General features: G+C 64.2%; 23 protein-coding genes and 1 other RNA gene. 4 read left to right on the top strand and 20 right to left on the bottom strand.

The window, feature by feature from the left end:
- Positions 1-227 precede the first annotated feature (227 nt).
- From RX331_RS08115 to rsmH, 15 genes are all read right to left on the bottom strand, one after another.
- The gene (locus RX331_RS08115; RefSeq protein WP_317256079.1) at positions 228-1,220 is read right to left on the bottom strand and encodes a D-alanine--D-alanine ligase; all 993 of its coding nucleotides are present in this window, start codon (positions 1,218-1,220) and stop codon (positions 228-230) included.
- Between the two features lie 111 nt (positions 1,221-1,331).
- Entirely contained in the window at positions 1,332-2,252 is a 921-nt protein-coding gene (gene murB / locus RX331_RS08110; protein WP_317256078.1) for a UDP-N-acetylmuramate dehydrogenase, read from the bottom strand.
- A 2-nt stretch (positions 2,253-2,254) separates the two neighbouring features.
- Complete coding sequence (murC, locus tag RX331_RS08105; RefSeq protein ID WP_317256077.1) at positions 2,255-3,658, bottom strand: UDP-N-acetylmuramate--L-alanine ligase; 1,404 nt, start codon at positions 3,656-3,658, stop codon at positions 2,255-2,257.
- Between the two features lie 141 nt (positions 3,659-3,799).
- Complete coding sequence (gene murG / locus RX331_RS08100) at positions 3,800-4,903, bottom strand: undecaprenyldiphospho-muramoylpentapeptide beta-N-acetylglucosaminyltransferase (RefSeq protein WP_317258059.1); 1,104 nt, start codon at positions 4,901-4,903, stop codon at positions 3,800-3,802.
- A gap of 66 nt (positions 4,904-4,969) precedes the next feature.
- On the bottom strand, positions 4,970-6,121 hold the full coding sequence (gene ftsW / locus RX331_RS08095; RefSeq protein ID WP_317256076.1) for a putative lipid II flippase FtsW: 1,152 nt from the start codon (positions 6,119-6,121) through the stop codon (positions 4,970-4,972).
- A gap of 132 nt (positions 6,122-6,253) precedes the next feature.
- A complete protein-coding gene (locus RX331_RS08090) occupies positions 6,254-6,847 on the bottom strand; it encodes a nucleotidyl transferase AbiEii/AbiGii toxin family protein (RefSeq protein ID WP_317258058.1) in 594 nt (197 codons plus the stop codon).
- 69 nt (positions 6,848-6,916) lie between these two features.
- Entirely contained in the window at positions 6,917-7,243 is a 327-nt protein-coding gene (locus RX331_RS08085; RefSeq protein WP_317256075.1) for a hypothetical protein, read from the bottom strand.
- A gap of 92 nt (positions 7,244-7,335) precedes the next feature.
- Positions 7,336-8,772, bottom strand: a complete 1,437-nt coding sequence (locus tag RX331_RS08080; protein ID WP_317256074.1) for a DUF5107 domain-containing protein — start codon at positions 8,770-8,772, stop codon at positions 7,336-7,338.
- A 166-nt stretch (positions 8,773-8,938) separates the two neighbouring features.
- Positions 8,939-10,339 carry a UDP-N-acetylmuramoyl-L-alanine--D-glutamate ligase gene (gene murD / locus RX331_RS08075; protein ID WP_317256073.1) on the bottom strand — a complete coding sequence of 467 codons (1,401 nt, stop codon included), beginning with the start codon at positions 10,337-10,339 and terminating at the stop codon, positions 8,939-8,941.
- Between the two features lie 10 nt (positions 10,340-10,349).
- Positions 10,350-11,456: a phospho-N-acetylmuramoyl-pentapeptide-transferase gene (mraY, locus tag RX331_RS08070; protein WP_317256072.1), complete on the bottom strand. Its 1,107-nt coding sequence runs from the start codon at positions 11,454-11,456 to the stop codon at positions 10,350-10,352.
- Positions 11,457-11,621: 165 nt separating this feature from the next.
- On the bottom strand, positions 11,622-13,004 hold the full coding sequence (locus RX331_RS08065) for a UDP-N-acetylmuramoyl-tripeptide--D-alanyl-D-alanine ligase (RefSeq protein WP_317256071.1): 1,383 nt from the start codon (positions 13,002-13,004) through the stop codon (positions 11,622-11,624).
- On the bottom strand, positions 13,001-14,458 hold the full coding sequence (locus RX331_RS08060) for a UDP-N-acetylmuramoyl-L-alanyl-D-glutamate--2,6-diaminopimelate ligase (RefSeq protein WP_317256070.1): 1,458 nt from the start codon (positions 14,456-14,458) through the stop codon (positions 13,001-13,003). The genes RX331_RS08065 and RX331_RS08060 overlap by 4 nt, the downstream gene beginning before the upstream one ends.
- A 126-nt stretch (positions 14,459-14,584) precedes the next feature.
- The gene (locus RX331_RS08055) at positions 14,585-16,336 is read right to left on the bottom strand and encodes a penicillin-binding protein 2 (RefSeq protein WP_317256069.1); all 1,752 of its coding nucleotides are present in this window, start codon (positions 16,334-16,336) and stop codon (positions 14,585-14,587) included.
- Complete coding sequence (locus RX331_RS08050; protein ID WP_283032643.1) at positions 16,333-16,725, bottom strand: hypothetical protein; 393 nt, start codon at positions 16,723-16,725, stop codon at positions 16,333-16,335. The genes RX331_RS08055 and RX331_RS08050 overlap by 4 nt, the downstream gene beginning before the upstream one ends.
- Positions 16,726-16,727: 2 nt before the next feature.
- Positions 16,728-17,723, bottom strand: coding sequence for a 16S rRNA (cytosine(1402)-N(4))-methyltransferase RsmH (rsmH, locus tag RX331_RS08045; protein ID WP_317256068.1), 996 nt, complete (start codon positions 17,721-17,723; stop codon positions 16,728-16,730).
- 461 nt (positions 17,724-18,184) lie between these two features.
- On the opposite strand from rsmH, the gene RX331_RS08040 reads away from it, so the two are divergent.
- A complete protein-coding gene (locus RX331_RS08040; RefSeq protein ID WP_317256067.1) occupies positions 18,185-19,051 on the top strand; it encodes an N-acetylmuramoyl-L-alanine amidase in 867 nt (288 codons plus the stop codon).
- A gap of 113 nt (positions 19,052-19,164) precedes the next feature.
- Here the strand turns inward: RX331_RS08040 and RX331_RS08035 are convergent, their stop codons facing one another.
- The 3 genes from RX331_RS08035 to RX331_RS08025 form a co-directional block, all read right to left on the bottom strand.
- Complete coding sequence (locus RX331_RS08035; protein WP_317256066.1) at positions 19,165-20,406, bottom strand: RNA polymerase sigma factor; 1,242 nt, start codon at positions 20,404-20,406, stop codon at positions 19,165-19,167.
- Between the two features lie 94 nt (positions 20,407-20,500).
- Positions 20,501-20,851 (bottom strand): YciI family protein, encoded by a 351-nt coding sequence (locus RX331_RS08030; protein WP_317256065.1) that lies wholly within the window; start codon positions 20,849-20,851, stop codon positions 20,501-20,503.
- 126 nt (positions 20,852-20,977) lie between these two features.
- Positions 20,978-21,409 (bottom strand): PAS domain S-box protein, encoded by a 432-nt coding sequence (locus tag RX331_RS08025; RefSeq protein WP_317256064.1) that lies wholly within the window; start codon positions 21,407-21,409, stop codon positions 20,978-20,980.
- 130 nt (positions 21,410-21,539) lie between these two features.
- Between RX331_RS08025 and rnpB the strand changes: the two genes are divergently transcribed.
- An RNA gene (rnpB, locus tag RX331_RS08020) (RNase P RNA component class A) lies at positions 21,540-21,963 on the top strand.
- A 155-nt stretch (positions 21,964-22,118) separates the two neighbouring features.
- Here the strand turns inward: rnpB and RX331_RS08015 are convergent.
- Positions 22,119-22,835, bottom strand: a complete 717-nt coding sequence (locus RX331_RS08015) for an alpha/beta hydrolase (RefSeq protein WP_317256063.1) — start codon at positions 22,833-22,835, stop codon at positions 22,119-22,121.
- Between the two features lie 231 nt (positions 22,836-23,066).
- Between RX331_RS08015 and RX331_RS08010 the strand changes: the two genes are divergently transcribed.
- Positions 23,067-23,810: a sulfite exporter TauE/SafE family protein gene (locus RX331_RS08010; protein WP_317256062.1), complete on the top strand. Its 744-nt coding sequence runs from the start codon at positions 23,067-23,069 to the stop codon at positions 23,808-23,810.
- A gap of 73 nt (positions 23,811-23,883) precedes the next feature.
- Positions 23,884-24,816, top strand: a complete 933-nt coding sequence (locus RX331_RS08005) for a DMT family transporter (RefSeq protein WP_317256061.1) — start codon at positions 23,884-23,886, stop codon at positions 24,814-24,816.
- Here RX331_RS08005 and RX331_RS08000 read toward each other — a convergent pair.
- Positions 24,798-25,196, bottom strand: coding sequence for a hypothetical protein (locus RX331_RS08000; RefSeq protein ID WP_317256060.1), 399 nt, complete (start codon positions 25,194-25,196; stop codon positions 24,798-24,800). The two genes, RX331_RS08005 and RX331_RS08000, sit on opposite strands and share 19 nt — an antisense overlap.
- Positions 25,197-25,239: the final 43 nt, after the last annotated feature.

Raw genomic sequence — 25,239 nt, 5'->3', positions numbered from 1 at the left:
CTCGGCTCGGCCGGACCCACGTGCTGAAAACGCACACCCCGGCAGCCAAGCGCCACATGCGCCGCCAGCGTTAACCTTCGGACTTACTGGTAAACAAAGTGTAAAACCGCCGGCCTGGCGGTGAGATTTGATACGTCTTTTGAGGGATTTGCCGGATAACTGTTAGGATTTTGAAACAATTTTAGGGGCCGGGGCGGGTTTCCCCGGTTAACGATCTGGGCAGCCGGTCAGGCCCGTTCCCGGGCCCGCCGCTCCGCCAGGGTGATCTGGTCGCGCAGAAAGTCCGGAAATTCGATCCCCTGCGCCTTCAGCGCCTTGGGATAAAGCGAGGCCGCCGTCAGTCCCGGCAATGTATTGGTTTCCAGGTAGACCGGCCCCTTGGCCGCGACGATGAAGTCGGTCCGGGAATAGCCGGTGCAGGACAGCGCCTTGTGCGCCCGCAGCGCCTGATCCTTCAGTTGCGCGGTGATCTCGGGGGAAAAGCGCCCGGGGCAGATCTCCTGCGTCGATTTGAGCAGATATTTGGCCGCGTAGTCGAAGGTGCCCTCTCCGGGGACGATCTCGACCGGCGGCAGCGAGATCAGCGTGCCATCCGATTGCTCCAGCACGCCGCAGGTGGCTTCGATGCCCGCGATGAACGGCTCGATGACATATTCCTCGGTCTTCGCAGCGTTGCGCACCGCGACCAGATCCTGCTTGGCGTTGACGAAGATCAGGCCATAGCTCGACCCGTCGCGCGCCGGCTTTGCGATCAGCCGGCCGTATTCGGCAAACGCCGCATCGAGATCTTCCAAGGCAACCGCGGCCGGCGCCGGGACACCGGAAATCGCCGCAAAGCGCTTGGCTGCCATCTTGTCGAAGGCGAGATTCGACGACGCGGAGCCGGACCCGGTAAAGGCAATCCCGCGCAGTTCGCACATCGCCTGCAATTCGCCATTCTCGGCCCGGCCGCCATGAAGACCCAGCACCAGCACGCGGTGGTCGGCCTTGGCCTTGTCGAGCGCCGCCTCCAGCGCGACGCCGCGGTTACCCGGCTGGAATTCATTCTCGAACGGACGCTGGTGCTCGAGCAGCAGTCTCGAGCCGACCTCGTGGACCATGTCCGCCACCGACCAGAACCAGAGATCGGCTTCGGGAAGGGCCCGATGCAGCGCCTGCGCGGTTGCCACCGAGACCAGGCGCTCCTTGTTGGTGCCGCCGAAGAGAATGGTCGTTCGCATACTCGTTCCCATCTGTCATTCCGGGGCGATGCGAAGCATCGAACCCGGAATCTCTTTCGCCATGTAACCTCGAGATTCCGGGTTCGCGCTACGCGCGCCCCGGAATGACGACTAGACCGGAATTCCGATCCGCTTGATTTCCCAATGCAGCTCTATGCCAGAATTCGCTTTAACTCGCTCGCGCACGGTTTCGCCCAGCGTTTCAATATCATGGCCCGTGGCGCTGCCGGTGTTGATGAGGAAATTGCAGTGCATTTCCGAGACCTGCGCTCCGCCGACACGCAAGCCCCGGCAGCCGGCGGCGTCGATCAGTTTCCAGGCGCTGTTGCCGGGTGGATTCTTGAAGGTCGAGCCGCCCGTCTTTTCACGAATCGGCTGAGCGGTTTCACGGTGATTCTGCACTTCGGTCATTCGCGCGCGAATGGCTTCGGCGTCAGCCGCCGCACCGCGAAGCCGCGCCGACGTGAAGATAACAGAGGGATCGATGCCGCTGTTGCGGTAGACGAACTTCATGGCGGCATTGTCAAAGACATGCCTGGTGCCGTCGCGGCCGATGCCGACCGCTTCGACCAGCACGTCCTTGGTCTCCCCGCCATTGGCGCCGGCATTCATCCGCAGCGCGCCGCCGATGGTGCCGGGAATACCGAAGAAGAATTCCATGCCGCCGATGCCGGCCGCAGCCGCGATCTCTGCGACCCGCTTGTCGAGCGCGGCTGCGCCGGCGCTGACGACGTTTCCTGAAGCAGACGTCTCGCCAAACGCCCGCGGCGCCAGACGGATCACCACGCCCGGCATGCCGCCGTCGCGCACGATCAAATTGGAGCCGACGCCGACCACATAGACCGGCAACTCCTTCGGAAGATGCTTTAAGAAATAGGCGAGATCGTCCTCATCCGCCGGCGTGAACAGCACCTGCGCCGGCCCGCCGACGCGAAACCAGGTCAACTCAGCCAGCGACTGGTTGGCCAAGAGCCGCCCCCGCAATTCCGGCATTGCGGCTTTGAGTTCGGAGGTGAGGTCGGGGAAGGCCACGGCTAATCCAACGCCTTCAATTCACCGGGCAACGCATAGGCCCACTGCGTGATGTTGCCGGCCCCTAAGCAGACGACGAGATCGCCCGAGCCGGCGACGCCATGGACGATCTTCGCCAGCTCCGCCGAACCCGGAAGCGGGATCACCTCGCGATGGCCATGGGCGCGCAGGCCGCTGACGAAATGGTCGCGGTCGATGCCCTCGATCGGCGCCTCGCCGGCCGGATAGACTTCGGCGACGATGACCGCATCGGCGTCGTTGAAGCAGGTGCAGAATTCCTCGAACAGCGACTGCAGGCGGGTATAGCGGTGCGGCTGCACCACGGCGATGATCTTGCCGTTGGTGGATTCACGCGCCGCTTTAAGAACGGCCGCGATCTCCACCGGGTGATGACCGTAATCGTCGATCACGGTGACGCCTTTCCACTCGCCGGTCCGGGTGAAGCGCCGCTTGACGCCGCCGAAACCGGCGATCGCGTTGCGGATCGCGTCGTCGGACATGCCGAGTTCATGCGCCACCGCAATCGCCGCCGTCGCGTTCAACGCATTGTGCCGGCCGGGCATCGGCAGCACGATATCCGATATCTCGTGCGTGGCGTCGGTCTTGCGGTTGCGGAAGACGACCTTGAATTTCGACCCGCTACCCATCGGCGTCAAGTCGACGAGCCTTGCATCGGCCTGCGGATTTTCGCCATAGGTGACGATGCGCCGATCCTCGATCTTGCCGACCAGCGTCTGCACCACGGGATGATCGGTGCACATCACGGCAAAGCCGTAGAACGGAACGTTCTCGACGAAATTGCGGAAGGCGTCCTGGATCGCCTCGAAGGTCTTGAAGTGGTCGAGGTGTTCAGGATCGATGTTGGTGACGATCACGACATCGGACGGCAGCTTCAAGAAGGTGCCGTCGCTCTCGTCGGCTTCCACCACCATCCAGTCGCCGGCCCCGAGCCGCGCGTTGGAGCCATAGGCGTTGATGATGCCGCCATTGATCACGGTGGGATCGAGCCCGCCCGCATCGAGCAATGTCGCCACCATCGTCGTCGTCGTGGTCTTGCCATGGGTGCCGGCGATCGCGATGCAGCTTTTCAGCCGCATCAGCTCGGCCAGCATTTCGGCGCGGCGCACCACCGGGATGCGCTGGGCGCGGGCGGCCATCAGTTCCGGATTGTCGCGCTTGATCGCGGTCGAGACCACGACGACGTCGGCGCCGTCGACATTTTCGGCCTTGTGGCCGACCGAGACCTTGACGCCCTTGTCCCGGAGACGTGCGACATTGCCGCTTTCCGAGGCGTCCGAGCCCTGCACGGTGTAGCCGAGATTGACCAGCACCTCGGCGATGCCGCTCATACCGATGCCGCCGATCCCGACGAAGTGAATGGGTCCGATCTCGCGCGGCAGTCTCATGGATGGTTCCTTGTCATCGCCCGCCTTGCGGGCGGAGCGATCCAGTCTTCCGCGAAGCCAAGGCTCAAATCAGGCGCCGCGGCGTACTGGATGCCCCGCTTTCGCGGGGCATGACAAGCGCTTTTTCAGCCGCCGGGAGCGTCAAATTCCGGCCGTTTTCATCACCAGATCGGCCAGCCGCTCGGCGGCGTCGAGCCGGCCGACCTGGCGGGCAGCCTCCGCCATGGCGGTTAGCCGCGCCGGTTCGGCGGCAAAGGTGGAAATTTCCGCCGCCAGCCGGTCCGGCGTGAACTCGCCTTGCGGGATGCGCAAGGCGCCGTTCACCTTCGCCAGCACGCCGGCATTGGCGAACTGGTCCTGATCGATCGCGCCGGGCAGCGGCACCAGGATCGAGGCTCGGCCGATCGCGGCGAGTTCCGCCACCGTGCCGGCGCCGGAGCGCGAGACCACCAGATGGCTGGACGCCAGCCGCGCCGGCAGGTCGGCGAAAAACGGCGCAAGCTCGGCCTTGATCTTGAGCCGGTCGTAGATCGCGCGGACCCTGGCCATATCCTCCTCGCGCACCTGCTGCGTCACGACCAGCCGGCTCCACAGCACCGGCTCGAGCCGTTCGAGGGCTGGCGGCACGATGTCGCTCATCACCCGCGCGCCCTGGCTGCCGCCAACCACGAGCAAGCGCAGCGGCCCCTTCGGTTCCGGCGAAGCAAAGGGCGTCGCGGCCGCAGCGAGGATCGCGGGCCGCATCGGCGTGCCGACCGTCGTCGCCTTCCCCGCCAGCGCGGGATCGCGATCAAGCACGCCCGGCAGCGAGGTCGCGATCGCATTGACGCGGCCGGCGAGAAAACGGTTGGCCCGGCCGAGCACGGCGTTGGCATCATGAATGACGCTGGGCACGCCGAGCAGCCTTGCCGCGATCAGCGGCGGCAGCGTCGGATAGCCGCCGAACCCGACCACGGCCGCCGGCTTCAGCCGCCGCACCAGATTGATCGCGATACCCGTTCCATAGCCGAGCGTGATGACGGTGCGCGCCAGCGACAACGGATTGCGCCCGCGCACGGTTTCGCTCGGCACCACGTCGATATTGTCCCTGGTGAAGAGACCACTGTAGCGCAGCGCGCGGGCATCGGTCGCCAGCCGCACGCGCAGGCCGCGCTTGATCAGCTCGACGCCAAGCGCTTCGGCGGGAAACAAATGACCGCCAGTGCCACCGGCGGCCAGCAGAATGAGAGGCGCGTTGTCCATGATTTCAGATAGCCGACAACGCCGCGCCAGTCACGCCCCACAGGCGCTTTTCCGCGAAGTGCGGCTACGTCAAGCGTACCCGCGCGCGACAACCGCCTCGTTCATCGATTCTACCTCGGTGCGCGGGCGTTGCCGCGTCAGCGCCAGCATCATGCCGACGCCGTAGGCCAGCGAGATGATCGACGAGCCGCCGTAGGAGATGAACGGCAGCGTCATGCCCTTGGCGGGGATCAGTTGCAAATTGACCGCCATGTTGATCGCGGCCTGCACGCCGAACAGGATCGCGAGCCCCGAGGCCGCGAAGCGCGCGAACATGTCCTCGCTGGCATAGGCGCGCGTCAGCGTGCGCAGCACGATGAAGGCGAACAGCGCGACCAGCGCCAGGCACAGGATGATGCCGAATTCTTCCGCGGCGACCGCGAACACGAAGTCGGTATGGCTGTCCGGCAGGCTGCGTTTTGCAATTCCTTCGCCGGGGCCAAGGCCGAACCAGCCGCCGTTCCAGAACGCTTCCATCGCCATGTCGACCTGGAAAGTGTCGCCGGAGGCCGGATTCATGAAGCGCTTGATACGGCCCGCGACATGAGGAACAAACAGATAGGCACTGAACAATCCGGCCGCCGCCGCGCCGGCGAGGCCCGCCACCCAGACCATCCGCATTCCCGCGATGAAGAACAGCGCCCCCCACACCGTCAGGATCAGCATGGTCTGGCCGAAATCCGGCTCCATCACCAACAGCGAGACCAGCATCAGGAGCAGCGCCAGCGCCATCGAGGTCGCCGGCATTTCCGGCCGCCTGGTCGATTCCGCAAACAGCCACGCCGCCATCACGACGAAAGCAGGCTTTGCGGATTCGGAAGCCTGGATGTTGACGCCGAGCAGCGTGATCCAGCGCCGCGAGCCCTTCACCTCCGCGCCGAAGGCCAGCGTCGCCACGATCAGGATGACGCTAGCGATGAAAACCAGCAGCGCCAGGCGGCGGATTTGCTGCGGCGACAGGAACGATACCCCGATCAGCACCAGGATCGACGGCAGCAGGAACAGCATGTGCCGGCTGAAGAAGTGGAACGGATCAAGCCCGATCCGCGTCGCGACCGGCGGGCTCGCCGCCAAGGACAGGATGACGCCGCCCAGCATCAGCGCCATGATCGCGCCGAGCAGCAGCTTGTCCACGGTCCACCACCAGTCCGAAAACGGCGTGCGTTGGTCACGGTGGAGCATGGACGTCCCCAAAATGGCAGAGGTAACGCCCATTGGTGGCGCAGGATGGTTTATGGGGGGTTAATGGGAGGGGTAACTTTTGAGAGATCGGGCAATGCTACGCGGGATACGTGGAGCGAAGTGGAGCCCATCCTATCTACGCATGGACTTCACCCTGCGGGAAGCATTCCCTTCAACAGAAACACCTCGGGGACGCTGGAACCCGATCTCGCGCCGCGCGCAGGAGATCCTGGTCGGCTTTTGGAAGGGACGGCAAATCGCCGTCCTTGAAGAACCCCATGGCCTTGGGGGAAGTGTGGGGTCTCTTCGGTAGTTGACCGCGAACGCCCCCAACGCCTTCTCCAGCGACACGCCCGCTGAAAGCATTGCGGAGATGTCGCGATAATCCTTGGCCTCCGCGCGATCCAGAATCGCCTTCAGCTTGGTGGCGAGCAGCTCTTCAAGAGAAGCAACCAGCAGCACCCGATCCTTGGTGCGAACCGGGTCGTTGATCCTATCCAGCGCGAGTCCCCCAAAGAAGGATACTTTCCCCGGGCCAGACGGCATCGGCACACTCATGACGAGCGTGTTCTCGTCCTCCTGAATAGTTCTCGCATTCTGAACGAATTGAAAGCTTGTCTCGATGTCCGCCTTGTGCAGCGGCTCTGCCCTGAAGAAATCAAAATCGACCGAAACCCGATGGCCTAGGTGGAGCGCAACGGCAGTGCCGCCGACAACACAAACGATAGATTGGGTGCCGAGGCCAATTGAGGCCAGATCTCCTTCTGGGCCGGCGGGAGGATTTCGATGCGGGGTTCAAACGGATCCGGCATCGAACGATCTCACCGGAGCAGCGTCGGGTATCGGGCGGCCGGTTGTCCGCATCAGGCGACCACGCCAAAACTCCCATGACCGCTCATCGATCCACCCTGGCTCTGCACGAAGCATGATGTCGGCAAGTTGATCGCAGCCCAGCATTTGCTCCAATCGCCTCACCTCTTCGAAACCTGGCATACTCATCGCCTGGGCCAGAATTCTGGTTGCCGACCGAGGCTGCGAACCAACCGGCTCCCACCAGAAAAACTTCCTCTCCAGATCAGACAAAAAGTCCTTCGGAAGGTCTCTGGTCAGCGCGGTTTCCATGGCAAAAAGTTTAGCACGAGCCGCCAAACTAAGCCAGTCGGGCGCGAGCCAAGCCGACGCTTCGCCCGCTAAATCATCCGCCTCGCAATAATTTACTTTACCCTCGTCTCGGCCGCGATCAGCTCTCGCCCGTCTATGGTCGTGACCGTCAGCCGCACTTGTTCGCCGCTGCCGCCGGCGGGAATCGCCTTGGAAAGACGGTTTCCGTTCTTCGGGTCGGCCTCCACGGCGTCGTTGAACAGTATCGCCTCGCCGCGTTTCAACGTTACGCGCAACGGCCCCGTCGGCTCGATGCTGAAGAACTGAAGATTGGCGGCAGACGTGGTAGCCGAGAAATTGATCAGGATATTCTCATTCGCATGCGTCACGCTGCTCATGCCGACGGTCGGGCTGTAGGTCTCCGTAACAGACAGCTCGCCCCGCGCCGGAAGCCTGGCGCGGTGGAAAAACTGGTCCGATACGCCCGCCCATAATTCGACGTAAGGCCTGGCTTCATTCGGGTCCTTGCGCGCGTCGGTTTCGTTCATGAATGAAGGGAAGCCCCATGTCCACATCTTTAGCCCGCGCGTGACCTTATTGTCCGCGATGCGGATGATCCCCTCTTCGTTGTCGTGGTTGATCACGCCCCAGAAGTTACCGCCCTGCATATCGGGCGCCGCGTACGCGATACCCATCGTCGGCCAGTTCTTGAAGTGACGCAATTTCTCGAAACGGCTCTTGCCTGAGCCTATGCTCTCATCGCCTTCAGACAGGTTGCGCGACCAAGCAGGCGTGGTGTAGGCCGCGATCGGTGCGATGATCTCGGCGCCGCCGGTCGTTTTAGGATTGGTCGGGTCCGATCCTGGCGCCAACGTCGTGCATGTCCAGTACTCGTAGTCGACGCTCTTGTCTTGCGGATTTCTCAGTACCACGCGGGTGTCAAGCGCGGCCCGACCGGCTTTCAGGCTGATAAAGTAGGTCGCTTCGATACCCGTCGAACCCTTGAGAAATTGTTTTGGTGCCGCGGAATACGCGAAATCATCCTTGAGCGACATCGACACCGTCACTTCGCCAGCGTTCTCCTTCACTACCCTGAAATCCCAAGGCTTCAGCCATGCCTTGCCGTGCTCGGGATCCGGGAACGTCGGGAAGATGCCGCCATACACCATCAGCCAGTCGTAATAAAAATTGCCGGCCTTCATGCCGTAGGGCACGCCGACTTCCGTACGATAGAGCTGTTCATGGCCGGTCGGCTTGTAGATGATGGAGAGGATGCGCCCGCCGAATTCGGGAACGAGCGTCACCTTCAGATAACGGTTCTCAAGCACGTGGGTCTTGAACGTGCGATCGACGATGGTGTTCTTGTCGAGTGATCCGTCGATGAATCCGTTCTCTGCAGAGGTCGCGTATTTGACGGTGCTCCAGCTAATAATCGATTCGCTGAGGGACACCCGGTCCGGGGACGTCGCATGCGCGACGGCAGAAAGCGCGCAGACCGTCGAAAGGACCGTAACCACGAAGCCGCGAGACGAAGAAGCAGAAATTGCCATTTACGTCGCCTTCGAATGGGCCGGACCGACCATGCTACAGCGAACTGTGCCCCGGATGCAGCGCAGTGCGGAGCGATGCGCTGCCAGGCCCGGACCCATGTCGCCGCAGGTCCCGGCTCAGCGTAGCGGCATTACATGCCGCAACGTGTCCCGCGACACGATAATCTCACACCACCGGCTTGACGCCCGGCATCGCCGTCACCAGATCGCGGAATGCCGCGCCGCGGATTTCGAAATTGCGGTACTGGTCGAACGAGGCGCAGGCGGGCGACAGCAGGACCACGGGATCGACAGTCCCTGACGCTTCCGCATCGCGCGCGGCGTTGGCGACGGCCACATCGAGCGTTTCGGAAATCTCGTGCGGCACGCGCTCGCCGAGCGTGCCGGCAAATTCCTGCGCGGCCTCGCCGATCAAATAGGCCTTTCGGATGCGCGGGAAATATTCGGTAAGGCCCGTGATGCCGCCCTGCTTCGGCTTGCCGCCGGCGATCCAGAAGATGTCGGCAAAGGACGACAGCGCGTGCGCGGCGGCGTCCGCATTGGTGCCCTTGGAGTCGTTGACGAACAGCACGTTGCCGCGGCGGCCGACCTGCTCCATGCGGTGCGCGAGCCCTGGAAAGCTGCGCAAGCCGTTCTGCAGCGTGTCGATCGAGATGCCCATCGCCAGCGCACAGGCCGCGGCGCAGGCGGCGTTCTGTGCATTGTGCAGGCCGCGCAGCGAACCGATGCCCCCTAACCGTGCGATTTCGCGGCGCGCGCCACCGGAGGCTTGCAGGATGGTCTCGCGCTCGACATAGACGCCGTCGGGCAGCGGGTTTTTCACCGATATTCGAACCACCCGTTTGCCGGCCTGATCGAGCTGGTCGGCGATGTTGCGGCACCAGCCGTCATCGACGCCGACAATCGACGTGCCCTGCGGCTGCACGCCGGCGACCAGCCGGGCCTTCACCGCGGCGTAGTTTTCCAGCGTGCCGTGACGGTCGATATGGTCCTCGCTGACGTTGAGGAGAATGCCGACCGACGGATCGAGCGACGGGGCGAGGTCGATCTGGTAGGACGACATCTCCACCACATGCACGCGGCCCATGCGCGGCGGCTCCAGCGAGAGGATCGCGGTGCCGATATTGCCGCCCATCTGGGTGTCGTAGCCGGCAACCTTCATCAGATGTGCGATCAGGGCCGTGGTGGTCGACTTGCCGTTGGTGCCGGTGATCGCGACGAATGGCGCGTCCGGTGCGTGGCGGCGGCGCTCGCGGCAGAACAACTCGATATCGCCGATCACCTCGCAGCCGGCCCGGCGGGCCATCAGCACCGACCAATGCGGCGCCGGATGGGTCAGCGGCGCGCCGGGCGTGAGGATCAGCGCGGAGAAATTCGTCCACGAAACGTTGCGCAGATCGGCCGTGGTGAAGCCCGCTTGCGCGGCCTTGGCGACATTGTCGGCGTTGTCGTCCGCCGCGATCACCTCAGCTCCGCCGGCCTTCAGCGCGTGGCAGCTTGCAAGGCCGGAACCGCCGAGGCCGAACACGGCGACCGTCTTGCCGGCGAATGAGGTGACGGGGATCATAGCGCTCGGCTCACCGCAGCTTCAGCGTGGAAAGGCCGGCCAGCGCCAGCATCACCGAGATGATCCAGAACCGGATCACGATCTGCGGCTCGGTCCAGCCCTTCTGCTCGAAATGATGGTGCAGCGGCGCCATCCTAAACACGCGCTTGCCGGTCAGCTTGAACGAGGTCACCTGGACGATCACGGAGACAGCCTCCAGCACGAACAGGCCGCCGATCACGGCGAGCACGATCTCGTGCTTGACCGCCACCGCCGTCGCCCCCAGCATTCCGCCGAGCGCCAGCGAGCCGGTGTCTCCCATGAAGATCGAGGCCGGCGGCGCGTTGAACCAGAGGAAGCCAAGGCCGGCGCCGAGCACCGCGCCGCAGAGCACCGCGAGCTCGCCGGTGCCGGCGACATAACGGATCTGCAGGTAGTCGGAGAACACTGCGTTGCCGGTCAGGTACGAGATCATGCCGAAGCTGGCGGCGGCGATCATGACTGGCACGATGGCGAGGCCGTCAAGGCCGTCAGTCAGGTTCACCGCATTGCCGGCGCCGACGATGACGAAGGCGCCGAAGATCACGAAGAACCAGCCGAAATTGAGCACCACGTCCTTCAGGAAGGGAATCGCCAGCGAGGTCGATGTCACGTCGCGGCCGAGCCGCACCAGCGCGTAGCAGGCGGCGAGCGCGATGATTCCTTCGATCAAAAGCCGCAGTTTGCCGGCGAAGCCGCTGTGGCTTTGCTTGGTCACCTTCAAATAGTCGTCGTAGAATCCGACAAAGCCGAAGCCGAGCGTCACCGCCAGCACGATCCAGACATAGGGATTGAGCGGGTTGGCCCACAGCAGCGTCGAGACGACGAGGCCGGAGAGGATCATCAGCCCGCCCATCGTCGGCGTGCCCTTCTTGGAGATCAGATGCGATGCCGGGCCGTCGGTGCGAATCGGCTGGCCCTTGCCTTGCCTGAGGCGCAGATGGTCGATGATCCAGGGTCCGAACAGGAACACGAACAGCGCGCCGGTCACCATCGCCCCGCCGGTGCGGAAAGTGATGTAGCGAAACACGTTGAAGACGCCGCGGAAGATGCCAAAACCGGGAACGGTGTTGGAAAGCTCGATCAGCCAGTAAAACATTCAAAAGGCCCTATCACGCGGCTTGGTTGCGCCGTCTTTGGCGGTAAGCGCTTTGGCAACGACTTGATAATCGTTTTCATCCTCAAACCAAGCAAATCTTGGTCATGGCTGGGGTATTGACGAATCACGCCTCGCGGAGAAAGCCGGCCGCCGGGTGCTGGCAGTCTACGCCTTTGCCTGCAGGGCAACCAGCAGGCGGGGCACAAACTTGTTCACCCAGAACATCTTTTTGCTGCCCTTGACCACCACCACGTCCCCGTCCCGCAGCAATGCGGCGATTTTCCGGGGATCGAGCGTCGCCGGGTCATCGTGCCAGCCGAGCGCCCGCTCGGCGGGAACGAGATTATATAAATGCCGCATCAGCGGGCCGACGCAGTAGACGCCGTCAATACCAGACAGGTCTTGCGCAAGCTTCTCGTGATAGGCGGGCGCGTCAGTGCCCAGTTCCAGCATGTCGCCGAGAATGGCGATACGCCGGCCGGATTTCACCGGCCGCGCCTTCAGGCTGCCGAGCGCGGCCACCATGCTGGCCGGGTTGCCGTTGAAACTGTCATCGATCACCGTGATGCCGCCCGCCGCCTGCTCGACGCCGCGGCCGGTCATGATGCCGACATGGTTGAGTTCTTTGGCGAGCGCCGCGGGATCGAGCCCGGCGGCGTAGATCGAGGCCAACGCGGCCAGCGCGTTCTGCAGACGATGCGGGGCGCCGGGCGTCAGGCCGAATTCGATCGGCTTGCCGTTCACCTGCACGGCGACGTTCCAGCTTTCACCGTCGGCCGTATGCTTCAGTTCGCGCACCTCGGACGCTTCGCCGAAGCGGACGACCTTGCCGTTCCATTCCGGCGCCGCGACATCGTCGGGCAGCACCAGCACGCCATCCGTTGGCAGACCCTGCGCGATGCTCACCTTCTCGCGGCGGATCGCTTCCAGGCTGCCGAGCTTTTCCAGATGCACCGGCTGCACGTTGACGACCAGCGCGACCGTTGGCTTCGTCAACTCGCTGAGCCGCGCGATCTCGCCGGTCTGATTCATCCCCATCTCGACGACCCACACGCTGGCATTGGGGCTGGCATTGCACAGCGTCAGCGGCACGCCCCAGAAATTGTTGAAGCTGCTCGGACTGGCATAGGCATTTGGATAGGCGGCGAGGAATTCCTTGGTGCTGGTCTTGCCGGCGCTGCCGGTGAGCCCGATTACCGGGCCTTTGAACCGGGCACGCGCGGCGCGCGCCAGGCCCCACAGGCCATCGATCAGCGTGTCCTTCACCACCAATTGTGGAACGCTGACGCCGGCAATTCGATGCGGAACGATCATTGCCACCGCGCCGGCCGCTCCCGCTTTGTCGGCGAATTCCCAGCCGTCGCGCGCGCTGGCGAAGCTCGAGATGAAGCCGCCGCTCGGCGTACCGCTGAGCGCCACGAACAAGCTGCCCGGCTTCACCAGCCGGCTGTCCTGCGTGACGAAATCGATCGGCGTGTCCGGGTATTCACCCGAGAGGACGAGCGCGCGCGCGACTTCGGCAATTGTCCATAATGGTGTCGCGCTCATTTAACCCTCGTTGCCAGCGCGGCTGCCACCGCCTCGTGATCGCTGAACGGCAGCACCTTGTCGCCGACGATCTGCCCGGTCTCGTGTCCCTTGCCGGCGATCAGGAGCGCATCGCCGGGCTGCAGCGCGGCGATGCCCTGCCTGATCGCCTCAGCGCGGTCGCCGATCTCGGTCGCGCCCTTGGCTGCCGCCAGAATGGCGGCGCGGATCGCTTTGGGATCTTCGCTGCGCGGATTGTCGTCGGTGACGATGACCTGATCGGCATTTTCCGCCGCGATCGAACCCATGATCGGCCGCTTGCCGGCGTCGCGGTCGCCGCCCGCGCCGAAGATAACGACGAGCTTGCGCTTCGCGTAAGGCCGCAGCGCCTGCAGCGCCTTCGCCAGCGCATCCGGCTTGTGCGCGTAGTCGACGAAAACAGGCGCGCCGTTAAATTCGCCGACTCGCTCCAGCCGCCCTTTGGCGCCCTCGAGATGTTCGAGCGCTGCGAAGACGGCGTCAGGCGCACTGCCGGTGCCGATCGCAAGCCCGGCGGCCACCAGTGAATTCTCGATCTGGAATTCGCCGACCAGCGGCAGCTTGACGGAGTAATTGCGGCCGCGGGTTTCCAGCGCAAGGTTCTGCGCAAATCCTTCGACGCTGGCGCCGACGAGGCGGATGCCTTCCCCGTCGCCATCCGCATTGCGGCCAACGGCGATGATCCGCAAACCGCGCGACCGCGCCGCGTCGATCACCTGTTCCGAGCAGGCATGATCGGCCGAGATCACCGCCGCGCCGCCGGGCGGAACGAGATTGCGGAACAGCCGCAGCTTGGCCGCCAGGTAGTGCGCCTCGTCCGGATGGTAGTCCATGTGGTCGCGCGACAGGTTGGTGAAGCCGCCGGCGGCGACGCGCACGCCGTCGAGACGGAACTGATCGAGCCCGTGCGACGAGGCCTCGAAGGCGAGATGCGTGACGCCATCGCGGATGATCTCGTCGAGCTGCTTATGGAACGCGATCGGGTCCGGTGTGGTGAGCGAGCCGTAGACGGTGCGTTTTGGCGAAACCAGACCGATGGTGCCGATGCTGGCGGAGACATGGCCGAGCCGTGCCCAGATCTGGCGCGTAAACGCGGCCACCGACGTCTTGCCGCTGGTCCCGGTGACAGCGGCAATGGTCGTGGGCTGCCGCGGATAGAACCGCGCCGCTGCCAGCGCCAGTGCGCGGCGCGGGTTCGGCGTGACAACGAAGGGCACGCGGCAGTCGGCCGGAGCACGGTCGCCCACTACCGCAACCGCCCCGGCTTTGATCGCGGCGTCGATGAAGCGGGAACCGTCGGTCTTGGAGCCGGCGAGCGCAAAAAACAGGTCGCCGGGCTTCACCGCGCGGCTGTCGAAGCTGAGGCCCTTGACATCGAGCGCTGCCGCCTGCGGCTCGACCACAGCGTCATCGCTGAAGAGATCGCGAAGTTTCATCTTGCTCCAGTCCGGCCCGGCGCAGCTCGGCGCGTCTCTATTAATTGAGCCTGATCTTGTCGGAAAACCGGTGTCCACCCCGCATCAAGTGCGGGGCATGCTTTCCGGATCACGCTCGTATACGCCTTACTGGGTTGTCCTCGATGCCGCAAGAATAAGGCGGTCCGACGTCGGCAAGTCGAAGCGCGGCTCGACGCCGAGCAGCGGGGCGATGCGGGCAATCACCTTGCCGCCGGTCGGCACCGCGTTCCAGCCCGAGGTGATGAAGCCGTGGGTTTCCGGCAGTGCCTTCGGCTCGTCCAGCATGACCAGAAGCTGGTATTGCGGATTGTCGGCCGGGATGATCGCCGTGAACGAGTTGAGCACCTGCTTCTTGGAATAGCGGCCGTTCACCACCTTTTCCGAGGTGCCGGTCTTGCCGCCGATATAATAGCCCTTCACGTCGGCCTTCTTGGCGGTTCCGATTTCGGCGTTCAGCCGCATCAAATAGCGCATCTTGTCCGAGGTCTCGGTGCGCAGCACCTTCTTGGCGATCGCCTGCGCCTCCTCCTCCGACCGCTTCAGGAAAGTGGGCGGAATCAGGTAGCCGCCATTGATGCAGGCGTTGATGCCCATCACCGCCTGCAGCGGGGCCACCGCGATGCCGTGGCCGAAGGAGGCGGTGATGGTGTTGAGCTCGGTCCAGCGCTTCGGCACGATCGGTGAAGCGCTTTCCGGCAGCTCGGTGCGCAGCCGGTCCATCTGGCCGAGCTTCTTCAGGAAGGCCTTGTGCGCCTCGACGCCCTGCGACAGCGCGATCTTGGCCGCTCCGACATTGGAGGAGAAGGTGAACACTTCCGCCAGCGTGATGCTGCGGCCGACCGGGTGGGTATCGTGAATGGTGAACTTGCCGAACTTCAGCGCGCCGCGCCCGTCATAGAGTGAGTTCAGGTTGGCCTTGCCGGAATCCAGCGCCATCGCCAAGGTCAGCGCCTTGAAGGTCGAGCCCATCTCGAACACGCCCGTGGTCAGGCGGTTGATGCGGTCGGGGTCGTGCGCTTCCTTCGGGTTGTTCGGATCGAAATCCGGCAGCGAGACCAGCGCGACGATCTCGCCGGTGCGCACGTTGGAGACGAGGCCGGATGCCGCCTTGGCCTTGTATTTCTCCTTCGCCTTCAAGAGTTCGTCACGCAGCGCGTGCTCGACGCGCAGGTCGATCGACAGTTCCACCGGCTTCTGCAGCCGATCGGTGGCAAAGCCCGCGCGGTGCAGATCGGCCAGACCGTTATTGTCCAGCCATTTCTCCATCCCGGCGATGCCCTGGTTGTCGATGTTGACGAGGCCGATCAGATGCGCGACCGCGGCGCCGGTCGGATAGACGCGCTTGTTCTCGCGCAGGAAGCCGATGCCGGGAATGCCTAGCTTGTGGATGTCGTGCTGCTGCTTCGGCGTGATCTCGCGCTTCAGCCAGACGAATCCCTTGCGCGACGACAGCCGCGTGCGCGCTTCCGCCGTGTCGAGGTCGGGCAGCGCGGCGGTCAAAAGTTCGATCGCCTCGTCCTTGTCGATGATGCGGCGCGGCTCGCCGAACAGGCTCGGCGCCTTGACGTCGGTGGCGAGCACCTCGCCGTTGCGGTCGACGATATCGGGCCGCGCGGTCGCAATCGCATCCTGCGAGGCGGTACGGCGCGCACCATGGCTGTCCGCGCCGACCGCGAACATGACGAGACGTCCGGCGAGCACCACATAGATCGTCGCGAACAACAGGATCGCGAGGCCGACGCGCGCCCGCGCCTTGGCGACGCGGTCGACATTGCGCCCGTAGAGCAGGCTGCGGATCAGCCGCTGCCGCCACGGCTCTGGGGGCTTTCTGGTCCTCGCAAGTGCCCGGCCAGTCATTGCTGATCTCCCGACGCCGGCACTGATCCGGTGGTGGGCGGCGCCTCGGCGGCGGCTTCGATGGTGTTGATCATGGCGCCGATCGGATCGGGCGCGCCGGGCCGCGCAAAGGCTGGCGGCCGCTCCGGCAGATTCTTCAGCTGGTCGTACTGCGAAGCGGTGAGCGGCTGCAGCTTGAGATGACGTTCGGCGAGGCCCTGCAGCCGCAGCGGAGCGTCGAGCTTGGCCCATTCTGCGCGGAGCGCCGCGATGGCGTCGCGCTGCTCGCGGATCTCAGCATTGAGCCGCAGCACGCGTTCGACGCGCGAGGTCGATTCCATCTTGATGCGGTAGACGTAGGCTGCCGCAAACACCAAGACGCCGATGACGAGGAAGTGGATGATCCGCATGATCAGCCTCCCCTCATCACATCAGCGAGGACCGGCCAGGCGGGCAGCCGGCCGGCGGCATGCGCCGGCGCCGCGGTGCGTTCCCCGGCACGCAGCTTGGCCGAGCGCGCGCGCGGATTGGCCGCCACCTCCGCCTCACCGGGGGTGACCGGGCGCTTGGTCAAGATCTGAAAGCTCGGCGCGACCTGTGCAATTTCCGGAAGATGGCGCGAGCCGCCGCCGGTTTTGCCGCGCGCGTTGAAGAAATCCTTGACGATGCGGTCTTCCAGCGAATGGAACGACACCACCGCCAGCCGCCCGCCGGGCTTCAGCACCCGCTCGGCGGCCGCCAGCGCCAGATGCAGTTGGTCGAGTTCCGCGTTGACGAAAATTCTAAGACCCTGGAACGTGCGCGTCGCCGGGTGAATTTCGTTCGGCTTGGCGCGCACGACTTTGGCAACGATGTCGGCCAGCGCCTGCGTCGTTGCGATCGGCGCCTCTTTCCGCGCCGCCACGATGGCGCGGGCGACGGCGCGGGAATGCCGCTCTTCGCCGAAGATATAGATGATGTTGGCGAGATCGGCCTCGGACGCCTTGGCCACGACATCCGCCGCGGTTGGGCCGTCATGACCCATCCGCATGTCGAGCGGGCCATCGAGGCGGAACGAGAAGCCGCGCGCGGCCTGATCAAGCTGCATCGAGGAAACGCCGACGTCCATCACAACGCCGTCCACCGCCGCCTCGCCCTCTGCCGCGCAGACCTCCGCAAGGTTGGAGAAACGATCCTCGACCAGGGTCAGGCGTCCGTCCGACTGGTCGACCAGGTCAAACCCGCCCGTGATCGCCGACCGGTCGCGGTCGATGCCGATCACCCGGGTTCCCGCCACCGCGAGGATGGCGCGGCTGTATCCGCCGGCACCGAAGGTCGCGTCGACATAGATGCCGCCATCCCTGGGGCTAAGCATCTCGACCGCCTCGCGGCCGAGCACCGAGATATGGCGTGGCGCAGCCGGGCTCATACGCCGTTCCCTGGCGTTTTCCAGTCGATCATACCTGAACTGGACGCGAACCGGCCCATTGCGTCTCAAATCTCTGCGCTTCGCCAGGTGTGTCCGGCCGAGAGGCCACGACCCGGCAAGATTGCCGCTTCCGACCCAGCCTCGCGCGTTTCCAGACGGAATTTGCTGGGTTGCCATGGCATTTCGAGCGCGAAAGAGGGCCTCGGCCGTCCCCAAACCCGGTTCGGCTCTTCATCACTTAGTAACGGCACTTAGCGTTAAGAAAGCGTTGATGGTGTGCTGCAGCTTTTGCGCGCTTTTGAGACGGCCAAAAATGGTGATGCGCCTCGCCCACAGTTGAGCAAAAAACGCGGGGAGGAGTCCGGCCGCCGCATTGCGCGGCCGCGAAGTAAATGAATAGTAAGCGAAATTGTCTTGTGAACATGATGTTGCCGCGTTGCCGCCCCGTTTGAGATTAAAAAATGACTACTGGCTCGTTCACATCTGCTGGTATTGATTCGAGGCGTCAACGCGCCCTTCCCGTGCCCAGGGCCAACGCCGATATGAAGACCTTTATTCCGGATTCCTCGATCGCTTCCGACGTCATCCCGTCGCCGAACTTTGGCGACCGGAATAACGGACGCGCCGCCGACATGATCCTGCTGCACTACACCGGCATGCCGGACGTCGAAGGCGCGATCGCCCAGCTCTGCACTCCCGGCACCGACGTCTCGGCCCATTATATCGTGCTGGAAGACGGCCGTATCGTGCAGTCGGTGCCGGAAGCCAAGCGCGCCTGGCACGCCGGCGTATCCTCCTGGGCCGGCGAGGAAGACATCAATTCCTGCTCGATCGGCGTCGAGATCATCAATCGCGGCCACGACTGGGGCTATCCGGATTTCCCGTCGCGCCAGATCGCCGCCGTGACCGCGCTGTGCCGCGGCATCATGCTCCGCCGCAAGATATCAGCGCATCGCGTGCTCGCGCATTCCGACGTCGCCCCGGCGCGCAAGAAGGATCCCGGCGAAAAGTTTCCCTGGCACTTGCTTGCGAATTCCGGCGTCGGCCATTGGGTGCAGCCGGCGCCGATCGTGCGCGGCGAAACGCTCAAGCTCGGCAGCATCAGCGACGCCGTCGCCGGCCTGCAGGCGGCGCTCGCCAAATACGGCTACAGCATCCCGACGCACGGCAAGTACGACGGCCCGACCATGGAAGTGGTTACCGCGTTCCAGCGCCACTTCCGTCCCGCCCGCGTCGACGGCATCGCGGATCTCTCGACCATCTCTACGCTGCACGCGCTGCTGACGAGCCTGCCGGCGGATGCGAGGACGACGGTGGCGGCGAGGTAGGGTTATTAGCGAATACTCTCCGCCGTCATTGCGAGGAGCAAAGCGACGAAGCAATTCAGCACCTTGCTCGGGGAGAGATGGATTGCTTCGCTTTGCTCGCAATGACGGAGGCGCTATTTGCGATCCATCTCCGCAATCCTGCGCGCATAGAGCCGCCTTAGCGGCTCGAGCTGCGTCGCCGCCGCAGCCTTAATATACGCTTCTCGCGCGGCATCGTGGCGACCGAGCCGGCGCAAGAGATCGGCACGCACCGCCGGCAGCAACTCATATCCCTTGAGCCCGCCGCGCGCATCCAGGGCGTTGACGAGGTCGAGCGCCCGCGCGGGCCCGTCGACCATCGATACCACAGCCGCGTGGTTAAGCTCGATCACCGGCGACGGGCTGATTCGCAGCAGCACCTCGTAGAGGCCGGCGATCTGCCGCCAGTCGGTATCCTCATAACTCGGCGCACGCGCATGGAGCGCGGCGATCGCCGCCTGCACTGCATAGGATTGCGGCCGTCCTGGCATTTGCAGCGCCTCCTCTACGAGACGAAGGCCTTCCGCAATCTGCGCGCGGTCCCACAGCGTCCGGTCCTGCTCTTCGAGCAGAACGATATCGCCGCCGGCGGTCTCGCGGCTGGCGCGCCGCGAATCGTGCAGCAGCATCAGGGCGAGCAGGCCCTTGATCTCGCTGCGTCCACATATCAGCGCATCGAGCAATCGCGCCAGCCGGATCGCTTCCCGGGCCAGGTCAGGCCGCATCAAATCCTCACCGGACGTCGCAGCGTAGCCTTCGGTGAACACGAGATAGATCACCGCGAGCACGCCATTGAGCCGCCCTTCCAGCGCCTCGCGCTCCGGGACCTCATAGGGAATGCCGGCCAGGCGGATCTTTTGCTTGGCGCGCAACAGGCGCTGCGCCATCGCGTCTTCGCTGGTGAGGAAGGCGCGCGCGACCTCGGCGGTCGTCAGCCCGCACACGGTACGCAGCGTCAGTGCCACCTGTACCTCAGTTGCAAAGGAGGGATGGCAGCAGGTGAAGATCAATCGCAGCACGTCGTCGTCGAGCACGCCCGCGTCATCGTCGCTCGGCGGCAAGCCATTCAGCAGCAGCTCATGCGTCAATGCCTCCTGTTTGCCACGAAAAGAGATGTTGCGCCTGACGCGATCGATCGCCTTGTTGCGACCGACATTCACCAGCCAGGCCCGCGGATTGGCAGGCAGGCCGGCGGCGGGCCAACGCTCCAGCGCCGCCGCCACCGCATCCTGCAAGGCATCCTCGGCCAGATCGAAATCGCCGACGAGGCGGATCAGCGTGGACAGCGCCCGCCCCGCTTCGTCGCGGAATATCTTTTCGATCTCGCGTGGTGTCATTCGATTTCAACGCCGTCATTCCGGGGCGATGCAGAGCATCGAACCCGGAATTTCGAAGTTCCGGGTTCGCGCTTCGCGCGCCGCGGAATGACACCTAGTCATAGATCATGACAGGCCTGACCTCGATCGACCCCATCTTGGCGGTGGGAATCCTCGCCGCAATACCCAATGCGGTATCGAGATCGTTGGCCTCGATCAGATAATAGCCGCCGAGTTGCTCTCGCGTCTCCGCGAACGGACCGTCGGTCGTCAGGATCTTGCCGTCACGGACCCGCACGGTGGTTGCCGTCGTTGTTGGCTGCAAGCCGTCGCCCGCCTTGAAATGGCCGCTCTGGATGATGGATTGGGTGAACGCGCCGTATTCCGCCATCAGCTTCTTGCGGTCGTCCGCGGTCATGCGGCCGTATTCCGCATCACTCCGGTAAATCAGCAACAGATACTGCATCGCAAACTCTCCTCTTGATCGGCTGGATCGCCGACATCAGGTCGAACGGACCTTCCGCAAAACGACACAGCCGGAAGAATTATTTTTTTGCGGCGAAGCATGCCGGAAGCCCGACGCCGGCCGGCATCAGTGCTTTCCGCCCGCCTCGGCGAGCCGCCGCCGCAACTCCCTCACCTCCTCGAACCGCTTCGTCACGTCGCGCAGGACGGCCACCGTGCCCGCGACCTCCTGCCGGTCGTCGTGCAGCAGCACGATGGTGAATTCGACCGAGATGCGGCGTCCGTCTTTGGTCAGCGCAGGCACCGACAGCAGATCGCCGTGGCCATAGCGGCTCGTTCCCGTCGCCATCGTGTGGCGGAATCCCTCCCAGTGTCGGGCGCGCAAGTTCTCGGGAATGATGATGTCGAGCAACGCGCCGGTCGCCTCTTCGGCCGTGAAGCCGAAGATTCGCACCGCGCCGGGATTCCAGAATGTGATGCGCCCTTCGCGATCGGTGGCGACGATCGCATCCGAGGCGCTTTGCAGCAATGCGTCACCAAGAGCGGCAGGAATGTTCATGGCGTACCAACCCGCAATTATCTGTGGGCATCAAACGCCGCGATATCGGCCATGTCAAAGTGGCGCGCGGAACCCGATTAACCATCGCTTCCGCTTGACGCGGCGCGCGGAAATCCCCATTCGTAGCCCGTCAGTCGGCCGGACGGCCGCTCCCGCTACGGTCGAAAGGCTGCGGGAGAGGAAAGTCCGGGCTCCATCGACATGCGGTGCCGGATAACGTCCGGCGGGGGCAACCCCAGGGAAAGTGCCACAGAGAACGAACCGCCCTCCTTCGCCTTCGGGCTTCGGAGGGTAAGGGTGAAAAGGTGCGGTAAGAGCGCACCGCGTTTCCGGCGACGGAGACGGCATGGCAAACCCCACCGGGAGCAAAACCGAATAGGGACGGCAACGCGGTAAGTTCGCGAAAAACGATAACACCGCAGGGCGATGTCAAGCCCGCCGTCCGGGTAGGTTGCTCGAGGCCATGCGCAAGCATGGTCCCAGAGGAATGGCCGTCACGTACCATTCGCAAGGATGGTGCCCTACAGAACCCGGCTTACAGGCCGGCTGATATGTTGAATGAGGGGCTCGGCGCCACCACGCCGGGCCCCTCGCCATTTGTGATTCAGAACCGTAGCCTGCATGAGCGCAGCGACATGCGGGAACAGTCGGTGGTTAGAGTTGTCCCGGATATCGCTTCGCTCATCCGGGCTTCTGCTCCACCCCGAGACTACGCCGCAATCTTCTGCAGCAACGCCATCAGCGCCTCCGGCGCGGTGACATTGGGCGAATGGCTGGCGTCGATCTCGTAATAGCCCCAGGCGGGATCGCCCTTCGTCATCTTCGCAAAGCGGCCGAAGGTGTCGGCCGGCGTGATCCGCGTGGCGTAGATATAGCTGCGCGGCAACGTCAACGGCCCGCCCTGCAGCTTGAGCCTGGTCTCGAAACACTCGATCGGCATGTCGACGCGCCGTGCGCTGAGCCATTCGACGTCGGCCGGCGAAGTGTCCGGTGGCGTCGGGTTCGGCGGCACGCGCCAGCCGTCACCGGTCTTTGCAAGCTCTTCCATCCGCGCCCGTGCCGACTCATTGAGATCGAGCAGCGACTGGCCGTCCTGCGGCACGAAGGCATCGATATAGATGAGCTGCCTGACCTTGTCGCGGGCGCGGTCGGCGACGCCGGTCGCAACCATGCCACCATAGCTGTGCCCGACCAGCACGATGTCGCGCAGGTCCTCGTACTTGATGACGTTCAGCATGTCCTCGATATGCGTATCGAGGTTGATGGCCGGGTGCGCCAGATGCGACCGTTCGCCGAGGCCGGTGTAGCTCGGCGTGACCAGGCGATGCCCGGCCGCCTGCATCAGCGGATGCATCTTCTTCCAGGCCCAGCCTGCGGACCATGCGCCGTGACAAACGAGAAAGGTCTTTGGAGCCGTTGTGTTCATCGGACGATTTCCACCCTGTTATTGTTGAAGGCGTTGATTGCGATAGTACCTGCCGGTCGCCTCATGTAAACGTCGTGCAAATCGCAAGGTCATCATTCCGGGATGTTCCGAAGGACCAGACCCGGAATCTCGAGATTCTCAGGGGCGCAAGGGCGCCCCATAGTTCGATGCTTCGCATCGCCCCGGAATGACGGGGAGAAGCTTCCCGAACTGACGAGGGGGAAATAAAGAGTGGACGTAACCACCTACGCCATCCTGCTGGCCGGCGCGCTCGCCGGCGGTTTCGTCTCGGGGCTCTCCGGTTTCGGCACGGCGCTGATGGCGCTGGGGATTTGGCTCTATATCGTGCCGCCGGCCGTCGCCGTGCCGCTGGTGCTGATCTGTTCGGTCAGCTCGCAGATCTCGACGCTGCCCGCGATGTGGAAGGTGATGGACTTCAGGCTGGCTCTGCCGTTCGTCGCCGGCGGCCTCGCTGGCATGCCGATCGGGGCGCTGCTGGTGGCGCGCGCCGATCCGCAAGTTTTCAAGCTCAGCGTGGGCGTGATGCTGCTGGTGTTTCCGACCGCGCTCTATTTGATCCGCAAGCCGATGGCGTTCCGTTTCGGCGGCCGCATTGCCGATGCCTGCGTCGGATTCGCTGGCGGCATTCTCGGCGGCCTCGCCGGCCTGTCGGGCCCGCTGCCGATACTATGGGCCAGCATCCGCGGCTGGACCAAGGACCAGCGCCGCGGCGTCTTCCAGATATTCAATGGCACCGTGCTCGGCGCCGCACTTATCCTGCAGATCGCCAGCGGATTCGTGAAGCTGGATATGCTCTGGCTGGCCATGCTGGCATTGCCCGGCACGCTGATCGGCGCCCAGCTCGGTATGCGAACCTATCACGCGCTGAACGACCGAAACTTCTACGATGTCGTGCTGGCGCTCTTGTTCGTGTCGGGCATGGTATTGGTGTGGAGCAGCATTGCTCCGAGGTGAACGGCGCATAGCCGCCATGTGCTCCGAGTAGATTGCTGTACGCTGATCCGCAAAGCGGCTAACCAGTCGCATCATGAGCTCCCACTCGTCGCGCGAACGTCTCGGGCTGCTGCTCGGCTTCATCGGCATGGTGATCTTCGGCGGCACGCTGCCGGCGACGCGAATTGCGGTGGCCGAAATTGATCCGATTGCACTGACCGCGCTGCGCACCGCGATCGCCGGGGTCTGCTCGCTGGTGCTGTTGCTCGTGCTGCGCCGCCCACTGCCACCGCGCGCGCTGTGGCCGCAACTGGTCGTCGCGATGCTCTGCGTCGCCGTCCTGTTTCCGCTCTTGATGTCGATGGGGATGCAACGGGTCGACGCCTCGCATGGCGGCGTCGTGCTCGGCGTGCTGCCGATCGCCACCGCGCTCGTTGCGGTGGCCATTACCCATGAGCGGCCGAGGCCGCTGTTCTGGATCGCTTCGCTCGCCGGCGCCGCGCTGGTGATCGCGTTCTCTCTAAGGGAAGGCGGCGGCGCATTTTCCGTCGGCGACCTCCTTCTGTTTGCCGCCGTCGCGGTCTCCGCGATAGGCTATGCATTCTCGGGCCGGCTCGCCGCGCATATGCCCGGCTGGGAGGTCATCAGCTGGGTCCTCGTCATCGGCCTGCCGCTCTCGATTCCCGCCGCAGCGCTGACCCTGCCGCACGATGCCGGCCAGATTGCCGTGAAATCGTGGCTCGGTCTGCTCTATGTCGCGCTGTTCTCGCAATGGATCGGCTTCTTCGCCTGGAATGCCGGGCTCGCGATGGGCGGCATCGCGCGGGTTTCGCAGGTGCAGCTCCTGCAGCCCTTCGTCACCTTCACACTCGCCGCCTTCTTCAACGGCGAGACGATTACGCTGCAGATCCTGCTGTTCGCCGCCGCCGTCGTGGTGACGGTCGCGGTCTCGACGCGCACGCGCACCAGGCCTGCGCCCTTGGTACCGCAACGCGATCGCGAGCCGCCTCAGCTCGCCGCATCCTGATCGGTCAGAGACGGGCTTTCCGTGATCAGCTCGTCCCTGATCCTGTCCGACTGGATGGCGCGCAGCAGGACCCTTGCGGTCTTCAGGTGGCCCGCTTTGACGCAGAGCCGGATGATCTGGCTGACCGAAATATCGCGCATGGCGTCGTCGGAAATCTTCTTGGCGACTTCGAGCGCGCATTTGATCGCGGCCTGATAGCGCTCGCTTTCGGCGGCCTTTTCGGTTTCCGCGTTGCGGCCGCGCAGCGTTGCCATCCTTTCGGTGATAACAGCCGCCGCGGCGCAGATCTCACGTATCAGCTGCGCCGCCTCGATATCGCCCTCGGGCGCGACGCCGGTTTCCCAGACGTCCGGCGGCCGATCCCTGTGAAACCAGCGCATCGCTACGGGCCCTCCCGATATGGGAAGGATATTCCGACATCGA

Source organism: Bradyrhizobium sp. BWA-3-5 (assembly GCF_032917985.1).
Lineage (GTDB): Bacteria > Pseudomonadota > Alphaproteobacteria > Rhizobiales > Xanthobacteraceae > Bradyrhizobium.
The sequence above is the reverse complement of the archived record's forward strand: the minus strand, read 5'-3'. Positions and strand labels throughout refer to the sequence as shown.